The organism is Actinoplanes sp. CA-142083, assembly GCF_050942195.1.
GTDB lineage: Bacteria > Actinomycetota > Actinomycetes > Mycobacteriales > Micromonosporaceae > Actinoplanes.
In genome coordinates this window covers 115,330-132,747 of the sequence record NZ_CP192076.1, presented here as the reverse complement: position 1 = coordinate 132,747, position 17,418 = coordinate 115,330, and the positions used below count along the sequence as shown (strand labels likewise).

Annotated in this window: 16 protein-coding genes; 6 read left to right on the top strand and 10 right to left on the bottom strand. The window is 70.0% G+C overall.

The annotated features are described in order from the left end of the window. The first annotated feature begins 48 nt into the window (after window positions 1-48). The gene (locus ACQPZX_RS00635; RefSeq protein WP_433372860.1) at window positions 49-870 is read left to right on the top strand and encodes a DedA family protein; all 822 of its coding nucleotides are present in this window, start codon (window positions 49-51) and stop codon (window positions 868-870) included. 310 nt (window positions 871-1,180) lie between these two features. On the opposite strand, the gene ACQPZX_RS00630 is transcribed toward ACQPZX_RS00635, so the two are convergent. The 5 genes from ACQPZX_RS00630 to ACQPZX_RS00610 form a co-directional block, all read right to left on the bottom strand. Beyond that, on the bottom strand, window positions 1,181-1,855 hold the full coding sequence (locus tag ACQPZX_RS00630; protein ID WP_433372857.1) for a class II aldolase/adducin family protein: 675 nt from the start codon (window positions 1,853-1,855) through the stop codon (window positions 1,181-1,183). Between the two features lie 106 nt (window positions 1,856-1,961). Beyond that, complete coding sequence (locus ACQPZX_RS00625; protein ID WP_014440216.1) at window positions 1,962-2,339, bottom strand: ArsR/SmtB family transcription factor; 378 nt, start codon at window positions 2,337-2,339, stop codon at window positions 1,962-1,964. Window positions 2,340-2,461: 122 nt separating this feature from the next. Further along, entirely contained in the window at window positions 2,462-2,779 is a 318-nt protein-coding gene (locus ACQPZX_RS00620) for a hypothetical protein (protein WP_433372854.1), read from the bottom strand. Window positions 2,780-3,160: 381 nt separating this feature from the next. Further along, entirely contained in the window at window positions 3,161-4,825 is a 1,665-nt protein-coding gene (locus ACQPZX_RS00615) for a hypothetical protein (protein WP_433372852.1), read from the bottom strand. A gap of 109 nt (window positions 4,826-4,934) precedes the next feature. Beyond that, the gene (locus ACQPZX_RS00610; RefSeq protein WP_433372849.1) at window positions 4,935-5,678 is read right to left on the bottom strand and encodes a hypothetical protein; all 744 of its coding nucleotides are present in this window, start codon (window positions 5,676-5,678) and stop codon (window positions 4,935-4,937) included. A 409-nt stretch (window positions 5,679-6,087) separates the two neighbouring features. Here ACQPZX_RS00610 and ACQPZX_RS00605 point away from each other — a divergent pair, with 409 nt between their 5' ends. Further along, window positions 6,088-6,261 (top strand): hypothetical protein, encoded by a 174-nt coding sequence (locus ACQPZX_RS00605; protein WP_433372846.1) that lies wholly within the window; start codon window positions 6,088-6,090, stop codon window positions 6,259-6,261. A 40-nt stretch (window positions 6,262-6,301) separates the two neighbouring features. On the opposite strand, the gene clpB is transcribed toward ACQPZX_RS00605, so the two are convergent. Then, window positions 6,302-8,890: an ATP-dependent chaperone ClpB gene (clpB, locus tag ACQPZX_RS00600; RefSeq protein WP_433372843.1), complete on the bottom strand. Its 2,589-nt coding sequence runs from the start codon at window positions 8,888-8,890 to the stop codon at window positions 6,302-6,304. A gap of 147 nt (window positions 8,891-9,037) precedes the next feature. Between clpB and ACQPZX_RS00595 the strand changes: the two genes are divergently transcribed. From ACQPZX_RS00595 to ACQPZX_RS00580, 4 genes are all read left to right on the top strand, one after another. Continuing rightward, window positions 9,038-10,255: a sugar efflux transporter gene (locus tag ACQPZX_RS00595; protein ID WP_433372840.1), complete on the top strand. Its 1,218-nt coding sequence runs from the start codon at window positions 9,038-9,040 to the stop codon at window positions 10,253-10,255. Window positions 10,256-10,315: 60 nt separating this feature from the next. Continuing rightward, the gene (locus tag ACQPZX_RS00590) at window positions 10,316-10,813 is read left to right on the top strand and encodes a cation:proton antiporter regulatory subunit (protein WP_433372837.1); all 498 of its coding nucleotides are present in this window, start codon (window positions 10,316-10,318) and stop codon (window positions 10,811-10,813) included. A gap of 53 nt (window positions 10,814-10,866) precedes the next feature. Continuing rightward, window positions 10,867-12,075 (top strand): cation:proton antiporter, encoded by a 1,209-nt coding sequence (locus tag ACQPZX_RS00585; protein WP_433372834.1) that lies wholly within the window; start codon window positions 10,867-10,869, stop codon window positions 12,073-12,075. A gap of 139 nt (window positions 12,076-12,214) precedes the next feature. After that, a complete protein-coding gene (locus ACQPZX_RS00580; RefSeq protein ID WP_433372831.1) occupies window positions 12,215-12,685 on the top strand; it encodes a hypothetical protein in 471 nt (156 codons plus the stop codon). Window positions 12,686-12,728: 43 nt separating this feature from the next. On the opposite strand, the gene ACQPZX_RS00575 is transcribed toward ACQPZX_RS00580, so the two are convergent. The 4 genes from ACQPZX_RS00575 to dnaK all read right to left on the bottom strand — a co-directional run bounded on the left by ACQPZX_RS00575 (window position 12,729) and on the right by dnaK (window position 17,012). After that, window positions 12,729-13,163, bottom strand: a complete 435-nt coding sequence (locus ACQPZX_RS00575; protein WP_433372828.1) for a heat shock protein transcriptional repressor HspR — start codon at window positions 13,161-13,163, stop codon at window positions 12,729-12,731. Between the two features lie 21 nt (window positions 13,164-13,184). Further along, entirely contained in the window at window positions 13,185-14,381 is a 1,197-nt protein-coding gene (gene dnaJ, locus ACQPZX_RS00570; RefSeq protein WP_433372825.1) for a molecular chaperone DnaJ, read from the bottom strand. 106 nt (window positions 14,382-14,487) lie between these two features. Beyond that, window positions 14,488-15,132 carry a nucleotide exchange factor GrpE gene (gene grpE, locus ACQPZX_RS00565; protein ID WP_433372822.1) on the bottom strand — a complete coding sequence of 215 codons (645 nt, stop codon included), beginning with the start codon at window positions 15,130-15,132 and terminating at the stop codon, window positions 14,488-14,490. After that, complete coding sequence (gene dnaK, locus ACQPZX_RS00560) at window positions 15,129-17,012, bottom strand: molecular chaperone DnaK (RefSeq protein ID WP_433372819.1); 1,884 nt, start codon at window positions 17,010-17,012, stop codon at window positions 15,129-15,131. Before dnaK ends, grpE begins: the two co-directional genes overlap by 4 nt. Between the last annotated feature and the right edge of the window lie 406 nt (window positions 17,013-17,418).

The following is a 17,418-nucleotide window of genomic DNA, read 5'->3' as shown; positions in this document are numbered from 1 at the left end:
GGAGCTGTACAGGTACCGGCTACCCAACGGCCGGTACCCTGGCTCCTCGTGGACATCCGTGCGCTGACCGAGCAGCTCGCCCTCAACCCGATGGACCCGACGCAACTGATTCACACGTTCGGTCTCATCGGCGTTATCGCGATCATGTTCGCCGAGACCGGCCTGCTGGTCGGCTTCTTCTTCCCCGGCGACTCGCTGCTGTTCCTGGCCGGCGTGGCGTCCTCGCCCGTCGCTGACTCGATCTTCGGGGACAACACCCGCATCTCCTTCGCGGGCCTGCTGATCGGCGCACCGATTGCCGCCATCGTCGGCGCGCAGCTGGGCCACTGGTTAGGCGCGCGCTACGGCCGCCGGATGTTCGACAAGCCCGACTCCAAGCTCTTCAAGAAGGAGTACGTGGAGAAGGCGGAGTACTACTTCGAGAAGTTCGGCCCCGCCAAGGCCGTGGTGCTGGCGCGCTTCATCCCGATCGTCCGCACCTTCCTGAACCCGGTGGCGGGCACCCTGGGCATGCCGGCCCGCCAGTTCTTCGTGTGGAACGTCGTAGGCGCCGTCCTATGGACCGACGGCATCCTCATCATCGGCCACCTGCTGGCCCAGCAGATCTACGACGCCATCGGCGACAAGATCGACCACTACATCCTGCCCGTAGTGGTCCTGATCGTGCTGATCTCCCTGCTCCCCATCGTCATCGAGATGCTCCGCGAGCGAAAGCACAAGAAAAACGCTCCCACGTCGCAAGACCCCGAGCCTTCGGCAGCGATCGGCGTGGTAGCCGCCGCCAGCATCGCCGGCATAGTCGAGTCAATCCACGACGATGACGACGAAGACACCCCGCGCACCCCGCCCCGCTCACACCGCAGGCACTAGCACTTGCCGGCTTGAAAAGCCGGCCGATACCCCTTGTTGAGTGGGTGATCTCCTCGCCCACTCCCCCACCGCAACCCATACGCCCGTGATCTCCGAGCGATGGCCGGGGTGCGGGGCGGAGCCCTGCGGTCTTGCACACCGACCCGAGACACCACACGCCGGCGGGCAGCCCGCCGGCGTGTTCGCTTCTACGCTCGCCCCCGCAGCCAAAAATCGCCAAACCCCGCCCGCGCCACGAACCGCCCCCACCCGGTAGGGCGGGGCCAGTTAAGCAGCCGGGTACGACATTTCTTCGGAGCTGTCCACAACCTCAGACGGTCATCGCCGCGGACCCGGACAAGCGGTCCAGGAACTCCTCCGGGCAGTCGCGCAGGTTTTCCAGACGACCGGCCGCGAGGGCGCGATAAGTCAGCTGCGCCGCCTCTTCGAGGTTGCGGGCACGCTTGTGGGCCAGCTCGACCGAATCGCCCATGACCACGCAGCCGTGGTGGCTGAGCACGAGACAGTCCGTCCCGTCGGCGGCCATGGCCGCGGTGAGGGCCGCGATCTCGGGGCCGCCCGGCAGCCGGAACGGCACCGTGGAGACCCGCCGCAGGAAGTAGGCGTGGTCGGTGGTGACGATCCGGATGTGCTCGCCGAGCGCGTCGAGCAGCAGGGCGGTCTGCGGGTGCAGGTGGATGACGGCGTTGACGTCGGGCCGTGCCCTGTACAGCGCCAGGTGCAGGGCGATCTCGCTGGTCGGCTCGAGTCGTGACGGAGGCATGGCGCCCACCGAGGCGGGCTCTCCGTCGGCGACGCGCACCGAGGCGAACGTGCCCCGGCTGAGCCGATCGAGCCAGGAGCCGGCCGCGGTCACCCAGATCGCGTCCTCGTCGGGGATCCGCGCGGACAGGTTGCCGCCGGAACCGACGACCAGGCCGGCCTGGACCACGTCGTAGCCCACGTGCGCGAGCTGGTCGCGCAGATCACCCGGAACGTAGTTCATCCGTAACTCCTCTGGTCCGGGGGTGGACTGAGGGGCGGAGGAATTCTGCCTGGCGCCACGCCCCCATAACCGGGTGGCGCCAGGCGATCCCGCTGGTTGCGAGCGGTCAGCGCGCCTTCTTGGTGGCCCGCTTACGCGGCGGGGTCAGAAGGTCCGCGATGGTCGCGATGGCGGTCGGCACGAGGCGGTAGTACGCCCACACGCCGCGCTTCTCGCGCTCGAGGAGGCCGGCCTCCGTCAGGATCCGCAGGTGGTGGCTCACGGTCGGCTGCGACAGGCCCAAGGGGGCCGTCAGGTCGCAGACGCACGCCTCGCCGTCCGTCGCGGACTGGATGAGGCTCAGCAGCCGCAGCCGGGCCGGATCGGCGAGCGCCTTCAACACTCCCGCCAGCCGCTCGGCGTCGGCACGTTCAATTGGCTCGCCGGCAAGCGGCGAGATCTGAGGCATTGTCATTTCCGCCAACGCAGTTCCCACGATCTCCATCCTTCCACCAACTGCATCGATTCTCCTGCATGTGCGCAGGAACGAACCGGCTAACTTTCAGGCCGTAAGGCCGATATCGATCACCTTGTTGGTCGATCGCGGGAGGGCCTCCCGATCGACCTTTAGGTGGCACCGACTTCGGTCTCTGCCTCCTGCAACGCCTCAGCCGCCGTCTGGTCGCTGCCCGTGCGTGTCGGGCTCTCGATCCCCGCCCCCAGGGTGAGGAGCCCCACATTGTCAATTCGTCGATCCGTTTCGGGTCGCCGATCCGTATTCAGAGAGGTACGCACCTGCCTCGCCGTCGTCATCTCGCCACACTGCGCGATCACTCGGCCGGGGCGGCCCGGCACGAGATGTTCACGACCCGATGAAAGCACGGCACCACGCTCTGCGACGGCTAATTCAGTGATGAATTTACGCAGGTCGTGGCGTGCTTCCATCCATCGAGCGTACTGGCTGGAACGAAACAGGCACCTTTCGCCCCGGGGGGGCGGAAGGCGACTATTGACGCACAGCATTGGGTCTATCTGAAAATAAACTTAACAATTACGACGGTCCCTTTCGCCCGTTCCCGGAACCATCGATGCAGCTCAAAGCTCCTATGTCCCGCGTCACATGCGGCAGGGCCCACAGATCACCCGGTCGTGGCGCTGAGAAGGTCCTGTGAATCGTGCCATCGAGCGTTTACCCATTCAGCGAAAAACACCCTCCGACCGGATGGCCCAGGTCTACCCGGACAGCCGATAGGGGTACGTCGCCAGGGGACAAAGTTACCCGTTCGGGTGACCCATGACGGTCGATACGAGACAGCCCGTGACCAGTTAGTCCGTCGGCCGAGCCCAGAACTCGTCGCCTTCGGAGGCCTTCGGCGGGGACGCCGGCGAGGCCTTGCCGGGTTCCCCGGTCGCGCCGTCCCGGGCGAACGACTGATCGGATCCGACGCCGGCGGGGCGCTCGAACGGTGAGGCTTCGGCATCGTCGGAAGTAATGTCCGTCACACCATGGTCCGCCTCGGATGGTTTTCCGGCCGCCGCGGACGTCTGATCCGCCGGGGTAGCGGCCGCCGCGATGGGCGGGGAGGCCACGGCGGGGGGCGGGTCTATGGGCGCCGCGGGTGGGGCGCTCGCGTCGTTTCGGGCAGCGGCCGGCTCAGCGGGTGCAGCGCTCGGCTGGGTGGAGGCAGCGCCCGGCTGGGTGGAGGCAGCGCCCGGCTGGGCGGGCGCGACGCCTGGCTCGTCCGGTGCCGCACCTGCCTCGGCTGAGACGGGCCGTTGACCGGATTCGCTCGGTGAGCCGGATTCGGCCGTGGCACCCATGGCGGTGGGAGTTGAAGTGGCGTCCGCCGGCGCGGCGGGCCGCCCCCAAACCGAGGCCGGGTCGTGAGCGGGCGGCACGACCGGATAGCCGGGACCCGCCGCCGGATAACCCGGAATCGGATAGCCGGGCGCGGGCGGATAACCCGGTGCCGGCGGATGACCCGGAGGGGGCGGATAACCCGAAGCCGGCGGATAGCCCGGCCCAGGCGGCAGAACCCCGTAGCCGGGCTGCGGACCGTATCCACCCGGCGCCGGCGCACCATAGGCCCCAGGCGGGCCGTAGGCACCCGGCGGCGTGACCCAGGGCCCCTGCGGAGGCTGCGGCCCAAACCCAGGAGCCGGAGCCGCAGGCGGCGCGGAAGCAGGCGGCGCAGAGCCAGGCGGCGCAGAGGCAGGCCCGTAGGCAGGCGGCGTTGACGCAGGCCCGTAGGCGGGCGGCGCGGAAGCCGGGTCATAGGCCCCCTGCGCAGGCGGCGCCGAAGCCGGTCCGAAGACGCCGTACCCAGGAGGCGCAGCCGGATAGCCACCGGGATAGGGCGCCCCGTATTGCGGATAAGCCGTCGGCGCGGCAGCAGGCGCGGGCTCAGCCGCACCCCGGAAGAAAACCTTGGGGGCCGCCAGCACAAGGACAGCCACCAACACGTACGCGATGATCTGCGCCGCGGCGAGGGTGACGTTGACGCCCAGCCATCCACTCGGATAGGCCCGGCTGAGCTGATCCCCCAAGGACCAGGCCACGGTGTCGCCCGCCCGCTCGATGGCCACCGCGATCAGCGAGCCCGCCCCCGCGACCGCCCCGAGGCCGCAGACGACCAGGGTGGCTATCCGGGCGGCGTTGCTGCCCCGGCGCAGCGCGATGCCGAGCACCACGTACAGCGCGAAGACGATCACCGCGAGGACCAGGGCGATCGCCGCGCCGAGCCAGACGACGCCGACGTACGTGTCGGGGTCGGTCCCGCCGTCGAACTGCTGGAGCTCCTCGAACGTCCCGCCGATGGCGTCGCGGAAGCGGCTGATCGTCCCCGGCACCACCGCCATCGTCGCGACCGCGTAGAACAGCCCCACCGCCGCCATGATCCAGAGCAGGACGGCGGCGGCCGACACGACCGGCGGCCGCCCCGAGGGCGAGACCGGCACGATGCCCGCCGGCGGCTGAGTTGGGTACGACATCGACGACCCCCAAGGTGATCCGTTGCGCCCGAACCTACCCAAGCCGAGCCGTGATCGCGGAAAAACGCCCCGCCCTCGTGGTCGAGGGCGGGGCGTCGCGCGAAACGGGTCAGGCCGGATCGGTGGGCGGCCGGGGCGGCTGCTGCTGATCCGGCGGCGGCTGCTGCCCGGGATAGGGAGGCAGACCGGGCGCGGGCTGCCCAGGTTGCCCATACGACTGCGGGGCCGGCGGATAACCAGGCTGCGCGGCCGGCGGATAACCAGGCTGCCCGGCCGGCGGGTATCCCGGCTGTCCCGGCGGCGGATACGTCGGATACGGCACGGCCGGATCCCACCCCTGAGCGGGCTGCTTCCGGAAGTACGCGTTGGAAGCCGGCAGCGCCAGCAGGATGATCGTCGCCAGGATGGCAATCAGGACGATCACCGTGATGGTCATGGTGGCCGGCTGGTACCAGGACGGCAGCGCGTCGTTGAGGCGATCCTGGATCTCCGACTGGCTCGGCGCGCCGGCCGTGCTCCGGTCCTCCAGCGAGCCGGTGAGGGCGTTGCCGCCCAGCCCGGCGCCGACGCAGCAGAGCGCGATGCCGCCGATCACCCAGGTGATGATGCGGGACGGGTTCTTGCCGCGGCCGTTGAAGATGCCGAGCACGGCGAAGCCGGCCGCGAGCAGCAGGCTGATGCCCGCGCCGATGCCGTACACGATCCCGATGAGGTTGCCGGCGTCGTCGGCGTTGAGCGAGGTGTCCGCGTACGCGTCCTTGACGGCGTCGGTGGTCGTGCTGAGCGTGGTGAACACGAGGATCGCGCTGATCACCTCGAGGACGGCCACGAGATAGAGCAGGTAGGACGCCACCGTCACGACGGTTGGTCTCGTCCGTGGGGCGGGTGCCGGATATCCGGGAGACGAATAACTCGGGACGGTCACATTTCCCCCTAACTTGATCCACTCACGGTATCGGTAGAGGGCCACATTCGCGACCGTCCCGCACGCACCGTCCCGCTATGGCAACATCAGGCGAAGAAGACCGAAAAATCCGAATATAGGTCGCTCGTTAGAGGGCAGACACGCGCGATCGAGAGCCCCTACACTTCCCCCGTGGCGCAGGCTGAGCAGCAGAGACCTCCAGCCTCCCACCCTGCCCAAGTGCATGCGAGTCGCCGGCCGAGAGCCGAGGCCGACCGCATCCGGGCACCCAACCCATTAAGCCGGCCGCGTGACCACACCGCGGCCGCCCCAGACCTGACAAGGACCGGTGAGTCCCGTGCCCCACGCAGACACCCTGACCGTCGTTCACCATGACGACACCCGCACCAGGTTCAAGAACGTCCGTTACCGGCTGCACCGCGACGGCATACGGATCTGGACGGCCGACGGCGAGCACGTCGTCACCGACATCCTGATGACCGAGGCCTACCGGCAGCGGGCGCAAGAGTGAAAGAGCGGCCCCGGGGTTCTTCCCCGGGGCCGCTTTCGCATCAAGCGCGCGAAACCGTGAGCCCTTCCTTGGCGCCGCCGAGATCCACGATCACGGTGTCGCCGTCCCGGATCGACCCGGCGAGCAGCGCCTTCGCCAGCGAGTCGCCGATGGCCGACTGCACCAGCCGCCGCAGCGGTCGCGCGCCGTAGATCGGGTCGTACCCGTGCTCCCCGAGCCAGTCGATCGCCGCCGGCGTGACCTCGAGCCGCAGCCGGCGATCCGCCAGCCGCGCCCGCAGCCGCCCGATCTGGATGTCCACGATCGCCGACAGGTCCGCCTTGGTGAGCGCGTGGAACACCACGATGTCGTCGAGCCGGTTGAGGAACTCGGGCTTGAAGTGCGCCCGCACCACCGCGAGCACCTCGTCCCGCCGCTCCTCGTCGGTCATGGTGAAGTCGCCGGCCTGCGAGCCCAGGTTCGACGTCAGCACCAGGATCGCGTTGCGGAAGTCGACCGTCCGGCCCTGCCCGTCGGTGAGCCGGCCGTCGTCGAGCACCTGCAGCAGCACGTCGAAGACGTCGGGGTGGGCCTTCTCCACCTCGTCGAGCAGCACCACGCTGTACGGCCGCCGCCGCACCGCCTCGGTGAGCTGCCCGCCCTCCTCGTAGCCCACGTATCCGGGCGGCGCGCCCACGAGCCGGGCCACCGAGTGCTTCTCGCCGTACTCGCTCATGTCGATGCGGACCATGGCCCGCTCGTCGTCGAAGAGGAACCCGGCGAGCGCCTTGGCCAGCTCGGTCTTGCCGACGCCGGTGGGACCGAGGAAGAGGAAGCTGCCCGTGGGCCGGTCGGGGTCGGCGATCCCGGCGCGCGCCCGGCGGACCGCGCCCGCCACCGCGGCGACCGCCTCCTGCTGCCCGATGACCTTGGAAGCCAGCGAGTCCTCCATGCGCAGCAGCTTGGCGGTCTCGCCCTCCATCATCCGGCCGGCCGGAATGCCGGTCCACGAGGAGATGACCTCGGCGATGTCGTCGGCGCCGACCTCCTCCTTGACCATGGGCGGCTCGGTCTTCTCCTCCTCGTCGGCGGCCGACGCGCTGGCGATCTCGTGCTCCAGGGCCGGGATCTCCTGGTACTGAAGCCGCGATGCCTTTTCCCACTCCGCGTCGCGCTGCGCGCGCTCCAGGGCGTCACGAGCGGAGTCGAGCCGCTTCTTCAGCTCGCCGACCCGGTTGAGGCCGCCGCGCTCGCGCTCCCACCGGGCGTTCAGCGCCGTCAGCTCCTCCTCGCGGTCGGCCAGGTCGCGTTCCAGCCGCGACAGCCGGTCGCGCGACGCGGGGTCGGTCTCCTTCTCCAGCGCGAGCTTCTCGACCCGCATCCGGTCGACCTGCCGCTGGAGCTGGTCGAGCTCGACCGGCCGGGAGTCGATCTCCATGCGGAGCCGGGAGGCCGCCTCGTCGATCAGGTCGATCGCCTTGTCGGGCAGGAACCGGTCGCTGATGTACCGGTCGGACAGCGAGGCCGCCGCGACCAGCGCCGCGTCGGTGATCTGCACGCGGTGGTGGGCCTCGTAGCGGCCCTTGAGCCCGCGCAGGATGCCGATCGTGTCCTCGACCGTCGGCTCGCCGACCACGACCGGCTGGAAGCGCCGCTCGAGGGCCGGGTCCTTCTCGATGTGCTCGCGGTACTCGTCGAGCGTGGTCGCGCCGACCATGCGCAGCTCGCCGCGGGCCAGCATCGGCTTGAGCATGTTGCCGGCGTCCATCGAGCCCTCGCCCTTCCCGGCGCCGACGACCGTGTGCAGCTCGTCGAGGAACGTGACGACCTGCCCGTTGGAGCCGCGGATCTCCTCGAGGACGCTCTTGAGCCGCTCCTCGAACTGGCCCCGGTACTGCGCGCCGGCCACCATCGCGCCGAGGTCGAGCGAGACCAGCTTCTTGTCGCGCAGGGTCTCGGGCACGTCGCCGGCCACGATCCGCTGGGCGAGGCCCTCGACGATCGCGGTCTTGCCGACGCCGGGCTCGCCGATCAGCACGGGGTTGTTCTTGGTGCGGCGCGACAGGACCTGCACGACGCGGCGGATCTCGGTGTCCCGGCCGATCACCGGGTCGATCTTGCCGTCGCGGGCCAGCGCGGTGAGGTCGACACTGTATTTCTCCAGCGCCTGGTACGTCTGCTCGCCGTCGGGGGTGGTCACGCGGCGCTCGCCGCCGCGCACCTGCGGGAAGGCCGCGACCAGCGACTCCTCGGTGGCGCCGACGCCCTTGAGCGCGCGGCCGACGGCGCCGCCGACCCGGGCGAGGCCGGCCAGCAGGTGCTCGGTCGACACGTACTCGTCGCCGAGGGGCTGGGCGATCAGCTCGGACTCGCCGATCGCGTTCACGAACTCACGGGACAGCGACGGCTCGGCGGTGCTGGCGCCGCGGGCCGAGGGGATCTGCTCGAGGGCCCGCACCGCGGCGCGGCGCACGTCGGCCGGGTTGGCGCCGACGGCGCGCAGCAGCGCGGGCGCGGTGGAACCGCCGGTGTCGAGCAGCGCGAGCAGCAGGTGCCACGGCTCGACCGTGGCGTGCCCTCGGCGGCCCGCGTCGGCGACGGCGCCGGTGATGACGTCGCGGCTCTTGGTGGTCAAACGTTCGGCGTTCATCGACTCCACCTGATCGGAGAACTTGAGCGGGTGCCACTCAACTCTAGAAGCCTAAAACCACCTCGACAACGTCACAGGCCGAACGGCCGTGACGGTAGACACCAACCCTTCCGGGAGGGCACCCACCTCGCCGTAACGTAACGAATCATGGCCGTACCACCCCTGACCCGCCGGCTTCTTCCGCTTTCTCTGATCTTCATCGTGGTCGGCCTCGCGACCTCGTTCGTCGGTCCCTATCTCGCGCTCTTCCTGGCCGAGGGGGTGCACGCGGGCCCGGTCCGCACCACGGCCTTCCTGGTCGTCGCGCCGATCTCCGGCGTGGCCGTGTCGTGGCTGATCGGCCGCATCTCCGACCGCCGCCCGATCCGGCGCCAGCTGATGATCATCGCGGCGCTCGCCGGCGCCCTGGGCACCGGCCTCACGGCCGTCCTGCGGGACTACTGGGCGGTGCTTGCGGTCACCGTGACGCTCACGGCGATCGCCGGGTCGCTCTTCCCACAGAGTTTCGCGTACGCCCGGCAGATGCTCCACCAGAAGGATCCGGCTCGAGCGGCCTTCGGGATCAGTGCGCTCCGCACCCTGTTCTCGGCGGCCTGGGTCGGCGGTCCGCCGGTGGCCGCGCTCATCCTGGCCGCGCACGGCTTCGGCTGGACCTACGGCCTGGCCGGCGCCCTCTACCTGCTGGGCGCCCTGCTGATCGTCACGATGCTGCCGAAGGTGCCCACCCCGGCCGCCGGCGCCACGCCGAAGGCAGCGGCCGGCCGGGACAGCAACCCCCTCGCGCTCTTCCTGATCATCGCCAGCTTCACCGTGGTCACCACCGCGTCCACGCTCAACGTCCAGGCCATGCCGCTGTTCGTGCAGGACGACCTGGGCGGCACGATCAGCCAGGCCGGCCTGATCCTGGGCATCTGCGCGGCGCTGGAGATCCCGATGATGCTGATCCTCGGGGCGCTGACCACCCGCATCCCGGTCCGCCGGCTGATCTTCGTGGGCGTCCTCTGCGCCGTCGCCTATCACGCGGTCGCCGCCACGGCCACGCACGTCTGGGTCCTGGCCGCCGCCCAGGTGCTCCAGGCCATGGTCATCTCGACGGTCGGGGCGCTGAGCATCTCGTACGTGCAGGATCTGATGCCCGAGCACCCCGGGCGGGCCACCACCATGGTCACCAACACGTTCCCGATCGGCCAGATCGTGGCTGCCCCGCTGTTCGGCCTGGCGCAACACTTCGACTTCCGCCTCGCGTACGCCTTCAACCTCGCCCTCTGTGTGGTCGGCGTGCTCCTGCTGGTGGCCAGCGGCCGGGTCCGCACTCCGGCCCGGAAGCGGATCATTCAGCGCGAGCCCGCGATATCCGCCGCATAAGTCCGGCATATCGCCCATAGTGGAAGGGTGCCTCGCGGAACATCCAGTACGGTTGCAGGCGTGCGCGTACGGGTGGAACAGACTCCGCTGCCGGGGATAGGTGTCCGGCATGACCTGGTCACCTCGAGCGGTCGCACGGTCGGCGTGGTCTCGCACCGCAACGGCCGCCGCGACCTGGTGCTGTACGACGTGGACGACCCCGATTCGTGCCTCGCCTCGATCCCGCTGACCGACGGCGAGGCCGAGGCGCTCGCCGACGTGCTCGGCGCGTCGCTCATGCTCGGCCAGCTCGCCGGCCTGCGCCAGCAGGCGGCCGGGCTGCTCACCGAGCAGATCGCGCTGCCGGCCGGCTCGCTGTTCGTGGGCCGCAAGCTCGGCGACACCCGCGCGCGTACCCGCACCAGCGCGTCCATCGTGGCGGTTCTGCGCGACCGCGAGGTGATCGCCTCGCCCGGCCCGTCCTTCGTCTTCGAGGCGAACGACGTCGTGGTCACGGTCGGCACCCGTGAGGGCCTGGACGGCGTCACCGCCATCCTGGCCGGCGAGCACGACGACTAGGCCGGTCAACTCTATTTACCCGCGGCGGAAAACCCCAGAATAAAGGCGAAAGAGTGCACAGTACGACGATCCTCCTGATCGAGGTCGGCGCGCTGCTCTTCGCGCTGGGCATGCTCGGCCGGCTGGGCCGCAAGGTCGGCCTCTCCCCGATCCCGCTCTACCTGCTCGCCGGCCTCGCCTTCGGGCACGGCGGCCTGGTCCCGCTCTCGGCCAGCGAGGAGTTCATCCAGGTCGGCGCCGAGATCGGCGTCATCCTGCTGCTGGTCATGCTGGGCCTGGAGTACTCCGCCACCGAGCTGGTCGGCAACCTGCGCGCCGCCGCGCCCGCCGGGGTGATCGACGGCGTCCTCAACGCCCTGCCCGGCGCCGGCTTCGCGTTCCTGCTCGGCTGGGGCTGGCAGGCCGCCCTCGTGCTGGCCGGCATCACCTGGGTCTCCTCGTCCGGCGTGATCGCCAAGGTGCTCGCCGACCTGGGCCGCCTCGGTAACCGCGAGACCCCGGTCATCCTGAGCGTGCTGGTCATCGAGGACCTCGCGATGGCCTTCTATCTCCCGCTGGTCACCGCCGTGCTGGCCGGCGTGGGCCTGACCGGCGGCGTCAAGGCGCTGGCCGTCGCCGTGGTCACCGTGATCGCCGTCCTGGTGGTGGCGATCCGCTACGGCAGCACGATCAGCAGGTTCATGTCGGTGCAGGACCCCGAGGCGCTGCTGCTCAGCGTGCTCGGCCTGACCCTGTTCGTGGCCGGGGTGGCCGCCGAGCTCAAGGTCTCGGCCGCGGTCGGCGCGTTCCTGGTCGGCATCGCGCTCTCCGGCCCGGTCGCGCATCACGCGACCGAGATGCTCTCGCCGCTGCGTGACCTGTTCGCCGCGGTCTTCTTCGTCTTCTTCGGCCTCTCCACCGACCCCGCCGCCATGCCGCCGGTGCTGCTGCCCGCGCTCGGCCTGGCCGCGCTCACCATGGCGACCAAGGTGCTGACCGGCTATCTCGCCGCCAAGCGGGCCGGCATCGCGCTCCCCGGCCAGCTGCGCGCCGGCCTCGCGCTCGTGCCGCGGGGCGAATTCTCGGTGGTCATCGCCGGCCTGGCCGTGGCTTCCGGCGTCGAGCCGCGCCTCGCGCCACTGGCGACCGCGTACGTATTGATCACGGTGATCTCGGGTCCGATGCTGGCACGTCTGCCCGATTACCAGTGGTTCAAGAACTTCGTGCGACGCCGGATGGCCGTCCGGCGGCGGCCGGCAAGCCCTCTTCCCGCAGGTGAATAGGGAACGTACGGGCAAGACTGCTCAAAGCTACTGACCAGTATCCGATTGTGACCTCCTAACACTTCCGTAGGAACTTGGGGCGCGCTAGCGTTCGGGCTCGACAAGTTGTGTTAATCGGACTTTACGGCGGGGCGGCGGCGTGACAGTGCGTGAGTCTGCTTTCTACGGGTTCGCAAACCCGGTCGATCCACGGCCGGAGGAGCTGCAGGCCTGGGCATATCAGCCTGAGTCCGTACCACTGGACAACATGCCCCCCGACTGGGATCTGCTGATCGCCGGTGACGTCCTGGCGCCCACGCTCTTCGAGCTGGCGATGGACCGTCAGTGCCCCGCGCGCCGCTTCGCCCAGCACTGCATGTATATCTACGCGGCCGACGGCGTCCGGCAAAACGCCAGCAACCAGCGTAAACGCCGCCTCAAGAAGTATGTGGAGCGGGCCGAGGAGGTCGGCGACGAGCCCATGTCCATCTGGGCTCACAACTGCCGCGTCCTGATGAGCCGCCCCGAGGCCTTCGACTACTCCGACTGGATCGAGGGCGGCCTGGTCCGCCACCCCCGGCGCCTCGGCATGTTCGGCCGCACCACGGGCGGCGGCACTCTAGGGCGCTGAAAAGGCGGCCTCCCCCTGGGGAAGGCCGCCTCTGGTCGGCGCGCTATTTGTCGGAAGCGCGGCGCGGGCGCCACACCACCAGGGCCGTCGAGGGACGCTCCTGGCGCACCAGGTCACGGCCCGAGTACGGGCTCTCCATCTGAGCGATCCGGGTGTACGCCTCGTCGAGCTGGGCCTCCAGCTCGTGGATGCGCTGCTGCAGGTCGGCGACCAGCTGCTCGAGCCCGATGATGCGCTTGATGCCGGCCAGGTTGACGCCGTCGTCCTGGCTCAGCCGCTGCACCTCGCGCAGCAGCGCGACGTCCCGCTCGCTGTACCGGCGGCCGCCACCGCCCGCCCGGCCGGGCTGCACCAGCCCGAGCCGGTCGTACTGGCGGAGGGTCTGCGGGTGCATGCCGGCCAGCCGCGCGGCCACCGAGATGATCAGGACCTTCGCGTCGGAGGCCTGCTCCACCGAGATCTCAACCTCTTCATACATGTGCCACCTCCCGAGAACGTCCTAACCGCCCCGGCGCACGCGCGCCTCGAGCCGTTCCCGCCCGGCCGGCGGGGTCAGTTTCGCGAAACGCTCCAGCGCATCGCGTGCTTCCCCCGTGACACCGTCCGGCACCTGCACGTCAACCGTGACGATCAGGTCGCCGGGTGGTCCGCTCTTGCGAGCCACGCCCTTGCCCCGGGCCCGCAGCTTGCGCCCGCTCGGCGTGCCGGGCGGGACCCGCATGGTGACCGGGCCGTCCAGCGTGGGCACCCGCAGGTCGGCGCCGAGCACCGCCTCGACGATGCTGATCGGCAGGGTCAGCGTGAGGTCGTCGCCGCTGCGCCCGAACAGCTCGTCGGGACGGACGGCCACCTGCACGTACAGGTCGCCGGCCGGGCCGCCGCGGTCGCCGGGCTCGCCGCGTCCGCTGAGCCGGATCCGCTGGCCGTCGGCCACTCCGGACGGGAAGCGGACGTTGATCGTGCGGGTCTTGGTGACCCCGCCGGTGCCGCGGCACTCGGGGCACTTCTCGTCGACGATGGTGCCCGCGCCCTGGCACTCGCGGCACGGCTCGGAGAAGCTGAACGACCCCTGGTTCCGCGAGATCAGGCCACTGCCGTGGCACTGCGGGCAGGTCCGCGGCGTGGTGCCGGGCTTGGCGCCGTTGCCGTGGCAGGTGTCGCACTCGCCGGCCGAGCGCAGCGTCAGCGGCAACGTCGTGCCGCGTACCGCCTGGGTGAAGTCGAGGGTCACCTCGGTCTCCACGTCCCGCCCGCGGCGCGGGCCGCGCCGGGCCGCCCCACCGCCGGGACCCCCGCCCGAGAAGATCGAGCTGAAGATGTCGGAGAAGCCGGCGCCGCCGAACCGCCGGTCGCCGGCGCCGCCCTGGGCCCCCGCGTTGGAGAAGCCGCCGAACAGGTCGGACGGGTCGAACTGCCCACCCGGCGAGCCGGAGCGCGCGCCCCGGCGGAAGGCGCCCGAGCCGAACAGCGAGCGCATCTCGTCGTACTCTTTGCGCTTCTTGTCGTCGGAGAGCACGTCGTAGGCCTCGGACGCGGCCTTGAACTTCTCCTCGGCCTCCCGGTTGTCCGGGTTCCGATCGGGGTGCAGGTCGCGGGCGAGCTTGCGGTACGCCTTCTTGATCTCGTCGGTTGAGGCGGACTTGTTCACGCCGAGCACGGCGTAGAAGTCCTTCTCGAGCCAGTCCTTCGAGCTCATCTCGTCCACCTCCTCCTAGCGGTAGTCCCGCCCACCGCGTCGCGGTGGGCGGGACGAGCTCCGCCGACTGATAGTCCAGGCTTGGGTTGAGGCACAGCCTGTGAGATCACTCGGGGTCGGCGACCGCGACCAGGGCGGGCCGCAGCAGCCGCTCGCCCAGGGTGTAGCCGCGGCGCATGACCTCGACGCAGGTCGGCTCCGTGACGTCGGCGGACGTCTGGTGCGCGACCGCCTCGTGCCGGTTCGGGTCGAAGGGGTCGCCCTTCTCGCCGAACGCGGTGAGACCCAGCTTGCCGGTCACCGCGGTGAGCGATTCCGCCACCGAGGCGAACGGCCCGACCAGGTCGCCGTGCTCGCGGGCCCGGTCGATGTCGTCGAGCACCGGCAGCAGTGCGGTGAGCACCGCTCCCGTGGTGAGCTCGGCGGCGGCCGCCCGGTCCCGGTCGACCCGCTTGCGGTAGTTGGCGTACTCGGCGGTGACCCGCTGCAGGTCGTGGGTCCGCTCGTCGAGCTCGCCCCGCACCGCCTCGAGCTCGGCTCCGAGCGCGGGCTTCTTGTCCTCGTCATCGACGGGGACCTCGGCACCCTCCTCCGGCTCGGCGGCGCGGTGCGCGCCGCCGTTGGAGGACTTGTCCTTGACCGCGGCGGTGCCCTTGGCGCCGCCCTCGGCCTTCGGATCTATCTTGCGTCGGTCCCGGATGACGACCCGCTCGGTCGCCTGACCGTCGTTCTCGTCGTCCGCGGCAGTCACTTCTTGTCGTCCTCCACGATCTCGGCGTCGACGACGTCGTCGCCACCCCCAGCGGCCGGGCCGGCGCCGGTCGCGCCGGGGGCGTCGGAGGCGCCGCCGGGCGCCTGCGTGCCGTCCGCGCCACCGGTGGCGGCCTGGGTGCCGTCACCCTGCGAGTAAAGCAGCGAGCCGGCCTCCTGCGAGACCTGCGACAGCCGCTCGTGGGCCGCCTTGATCTTCTCGATGTCGGAGCCACCGAGGGCGCCGCGCAGCTCGCCGAGCGCCTCGCCGATCTTGTTCTTGCTGTCCTCGGGCAGCTTGTCGCCGCTCTCGGCCAGGAACTTCTCGGTCTGCCACTGCAGCTGCTCGGCCAGGTTGCGGGTCTCCGCGTCCTCGCGGCGCTTCTTGTCCTCGTCCGCGTGGTCCTGGGCGTCGCGCATCATGCGCTCGATGTCGTCCTTCGGCAGCGCCGAGCCGCCGGTGATCGTCATCTTCTGCTCCTTGCCCGTGCCCAGGTCCTTGGCGGACACGTGCACGATGCCGTTCGCGTCGATGTCGAAGGAGACCTCGATCTGCGGCACGCCGCGCGGGGCGGGCGCGATGCCGCTGAGCTCGAAGGTGCCGAGCTTCTTGTTGTACGCCGCCATCTCGCGCTCACCCTGGAAGACCTGGATCAGCACGGAAGGCTGGTTGTCGTCCGCGGTCGTGTAGACCTCGGACCGGTGCGCCGGGATGGTCGTGTTGCGCTCGACCAGCTTGTGCATGATGCCGCCCTTGGTCTCGATGCCAAGCGACAGCGGGGTCACGTCGAGGAGCAGAACGTCCTTGACCTCGCCCTTGAGCACGCCCGCCTGCAGCGCGGCGCCCACGGCGACGACCTCGTCCGGGTTGACGCCCTTGTTGGGCTCCTTGCCGGTCATGCTCTTGACCAGGTCGGCGACCGCCGGCATACGGGTCGAGCCGCCGACCAGGATGACGTGGTCGACGTCGGAGAGCTTGACGTCGGCGTCCTTGATCGCGGACTCGAACGGGCCCTTGCAGCGGTCGAGCAGGTCCTGCGTCATGCGCTGGAACTCGGCCCGGGACAGCGACATGTCCAGGTGCAGCGGACCGTCGGGGCCGGCCGTGATGTACGGCAGGTTGATGCTCGTGGTGGTCGCGGCGGACAGCTCGATCTTCGCCTTCTCCGCGGCCTCGCGCAGGCGCTGCAGGGCCATCTTGTCGGCGCCCAGGTCGATGCCGTGCTCGCCGCGGAAGGTCTTGACCAGGTGGTCGATGATCCGCTGGTCCCAGTCGTCGCCGCCCAGGTGGTTGTCGCCGGAGGTCGACTTGACCTCGATGACGCCGTCGCCCAGCTCGAGCAGCGAGACGTCGAAGGTGCCGCCGCCGAGGTCGAAGACCAGGACGGTCTGCTCGTGGGAGCCCTTGTCCAGGCCGTACGCGAGAGCGGCGGCGGTGGGCTCGTTGACGATGCGCAGGACGTTGAGGCCCGCGATCTCACCGGCCTCCTTGGTGGCCTGGCGCTGCGCGTCGTTGAAGTACGCCGGGACGGTGATGACCGCGTCGGTGACCGTCTCGCCGAGGTACGCCTCGGAGTCGCGCTTGAGCTTCATCAGCACGCGCGCCGAGATCTCCTGCGGCGTGTATTTCTTGCCGTCGATGTCGATCGACCAGTTGGTGCCGACCTCCCGCTTGACCGAACGGATGGTCCGGTCGGGGTTGGTCACCGCCTGGCGCTTCGCGACCTCACCGACGAGCACCTCGCCATTGCGGGCGAAGGCGACGATGGACGGGGTCGTCCGGGAGCCCTCCGCGTTGGCGATGACGGTGGGCTCGCCTCCTTCCAGAACGCTGACGCAGGAGTTCGTGGTGCCGAGGTCGATGCCGACCGCACGTGCCATGGTGTTCCTCGCTTCTTACAGAGCTCGGTTCGGTACAAAGGTTGAGTGGAACCGACTCAATGATGCCACGGGCCCGCCAGGCGTCAAATCCAAGTTGAGCCAACTCGGCGCAAGTGCGTATCCCGCCAGCACTTCGGCAGATACCTGTCCGGTCACGGCATACCGGCACCTGTTGTCCTGCATGCATAGATCGGGCACTCTTTACGCGTGACGACGCACGGTGACGCGGTCGGTCCATCGGCCACATCCGCCGTGGACGCCGCAACGCATGAGCCCGCCGGATCGGACGAGAAGGGCCTGACGAGCACGGTTTCGACCGACGCCGGGAACAACTCTGATCCTACGGAAGCCGTCTTGCCCCGTCAGCCACATCCCGATCCCGAGCCGGACGCGCCGACGCCGGACG

What these genes read in the sequence shown, in the direction of transcription:
- ACQPZX_RS00630 (WP_433372857.1), bottom strand. Translation starts at nt 1,855, where the DNA reads ATGAACTACGTTCCGGGTGATCTGCGCGACCAGCTCGCGCACGTGGGC.
- ACQPZX_RS00625 (WP_014440216.1), bottom strand. Translation starts at nt 2,339, where the DNA reads ATGGAGATCGTGGGAACTGCGTTGGCGGAAATGACAATGCCTCAGATC.
- ACQPZX_RS00620 (WP_433372854.1), bottom strand. Translation starts at nt 2,779, where the DNA reads ATGGAAGCACGCCACGACCTGCGTAAATTCATCACTGAATTAGCCGTC.
- ACQPZX_RS00615 (WP_433372852.1), bottom strand. Translation starts at nt 4,825, where the DNA reads ATGTCGTACCCAACTCAGCCGCCGGCGGGCATCGTGCCGGTCTCGCCC.
- clpB (WP_433372843.1), bottom strand. Translation starts at nt 8,890, where the DNA reads ATGAACGCCGAACGTTTGACCACCAAGAGCCGCGACGTCATCACCGGC.
- ACQPZX_RS00595 (WP_433372840.1), top strand. Translation starts at nt 9,038, where the DNA reads ATGGCCGTACCACCCCTGACCCGCCGGCTTCTTCCGCTTTCTCTGATC.
- ACQPZX_RS00575 (WP_433372828.1), bottom strand. Translation starts at nt 13,163, where the DNA reads ATGTATGAAGAGGTTGAGATCTCGGTGGAGCAGGCCTCCGACGCGAAG.
- dnaJ (WP_433372825.1), bottom strand. Translation starts at nt 14,381, where the DNA reads ATGAGCTCGAAGGACTGGCTCGAGAAGGACTTCTACGCCGTGCTCGGC.
- dnaK (WP_433372819.1), bottom strand. Translation starts at nt 17,012, where the DNA reads ATGGCACGTGCGGTCGGCATCGACCTCGGCACCACGAACTCCTGCGTC.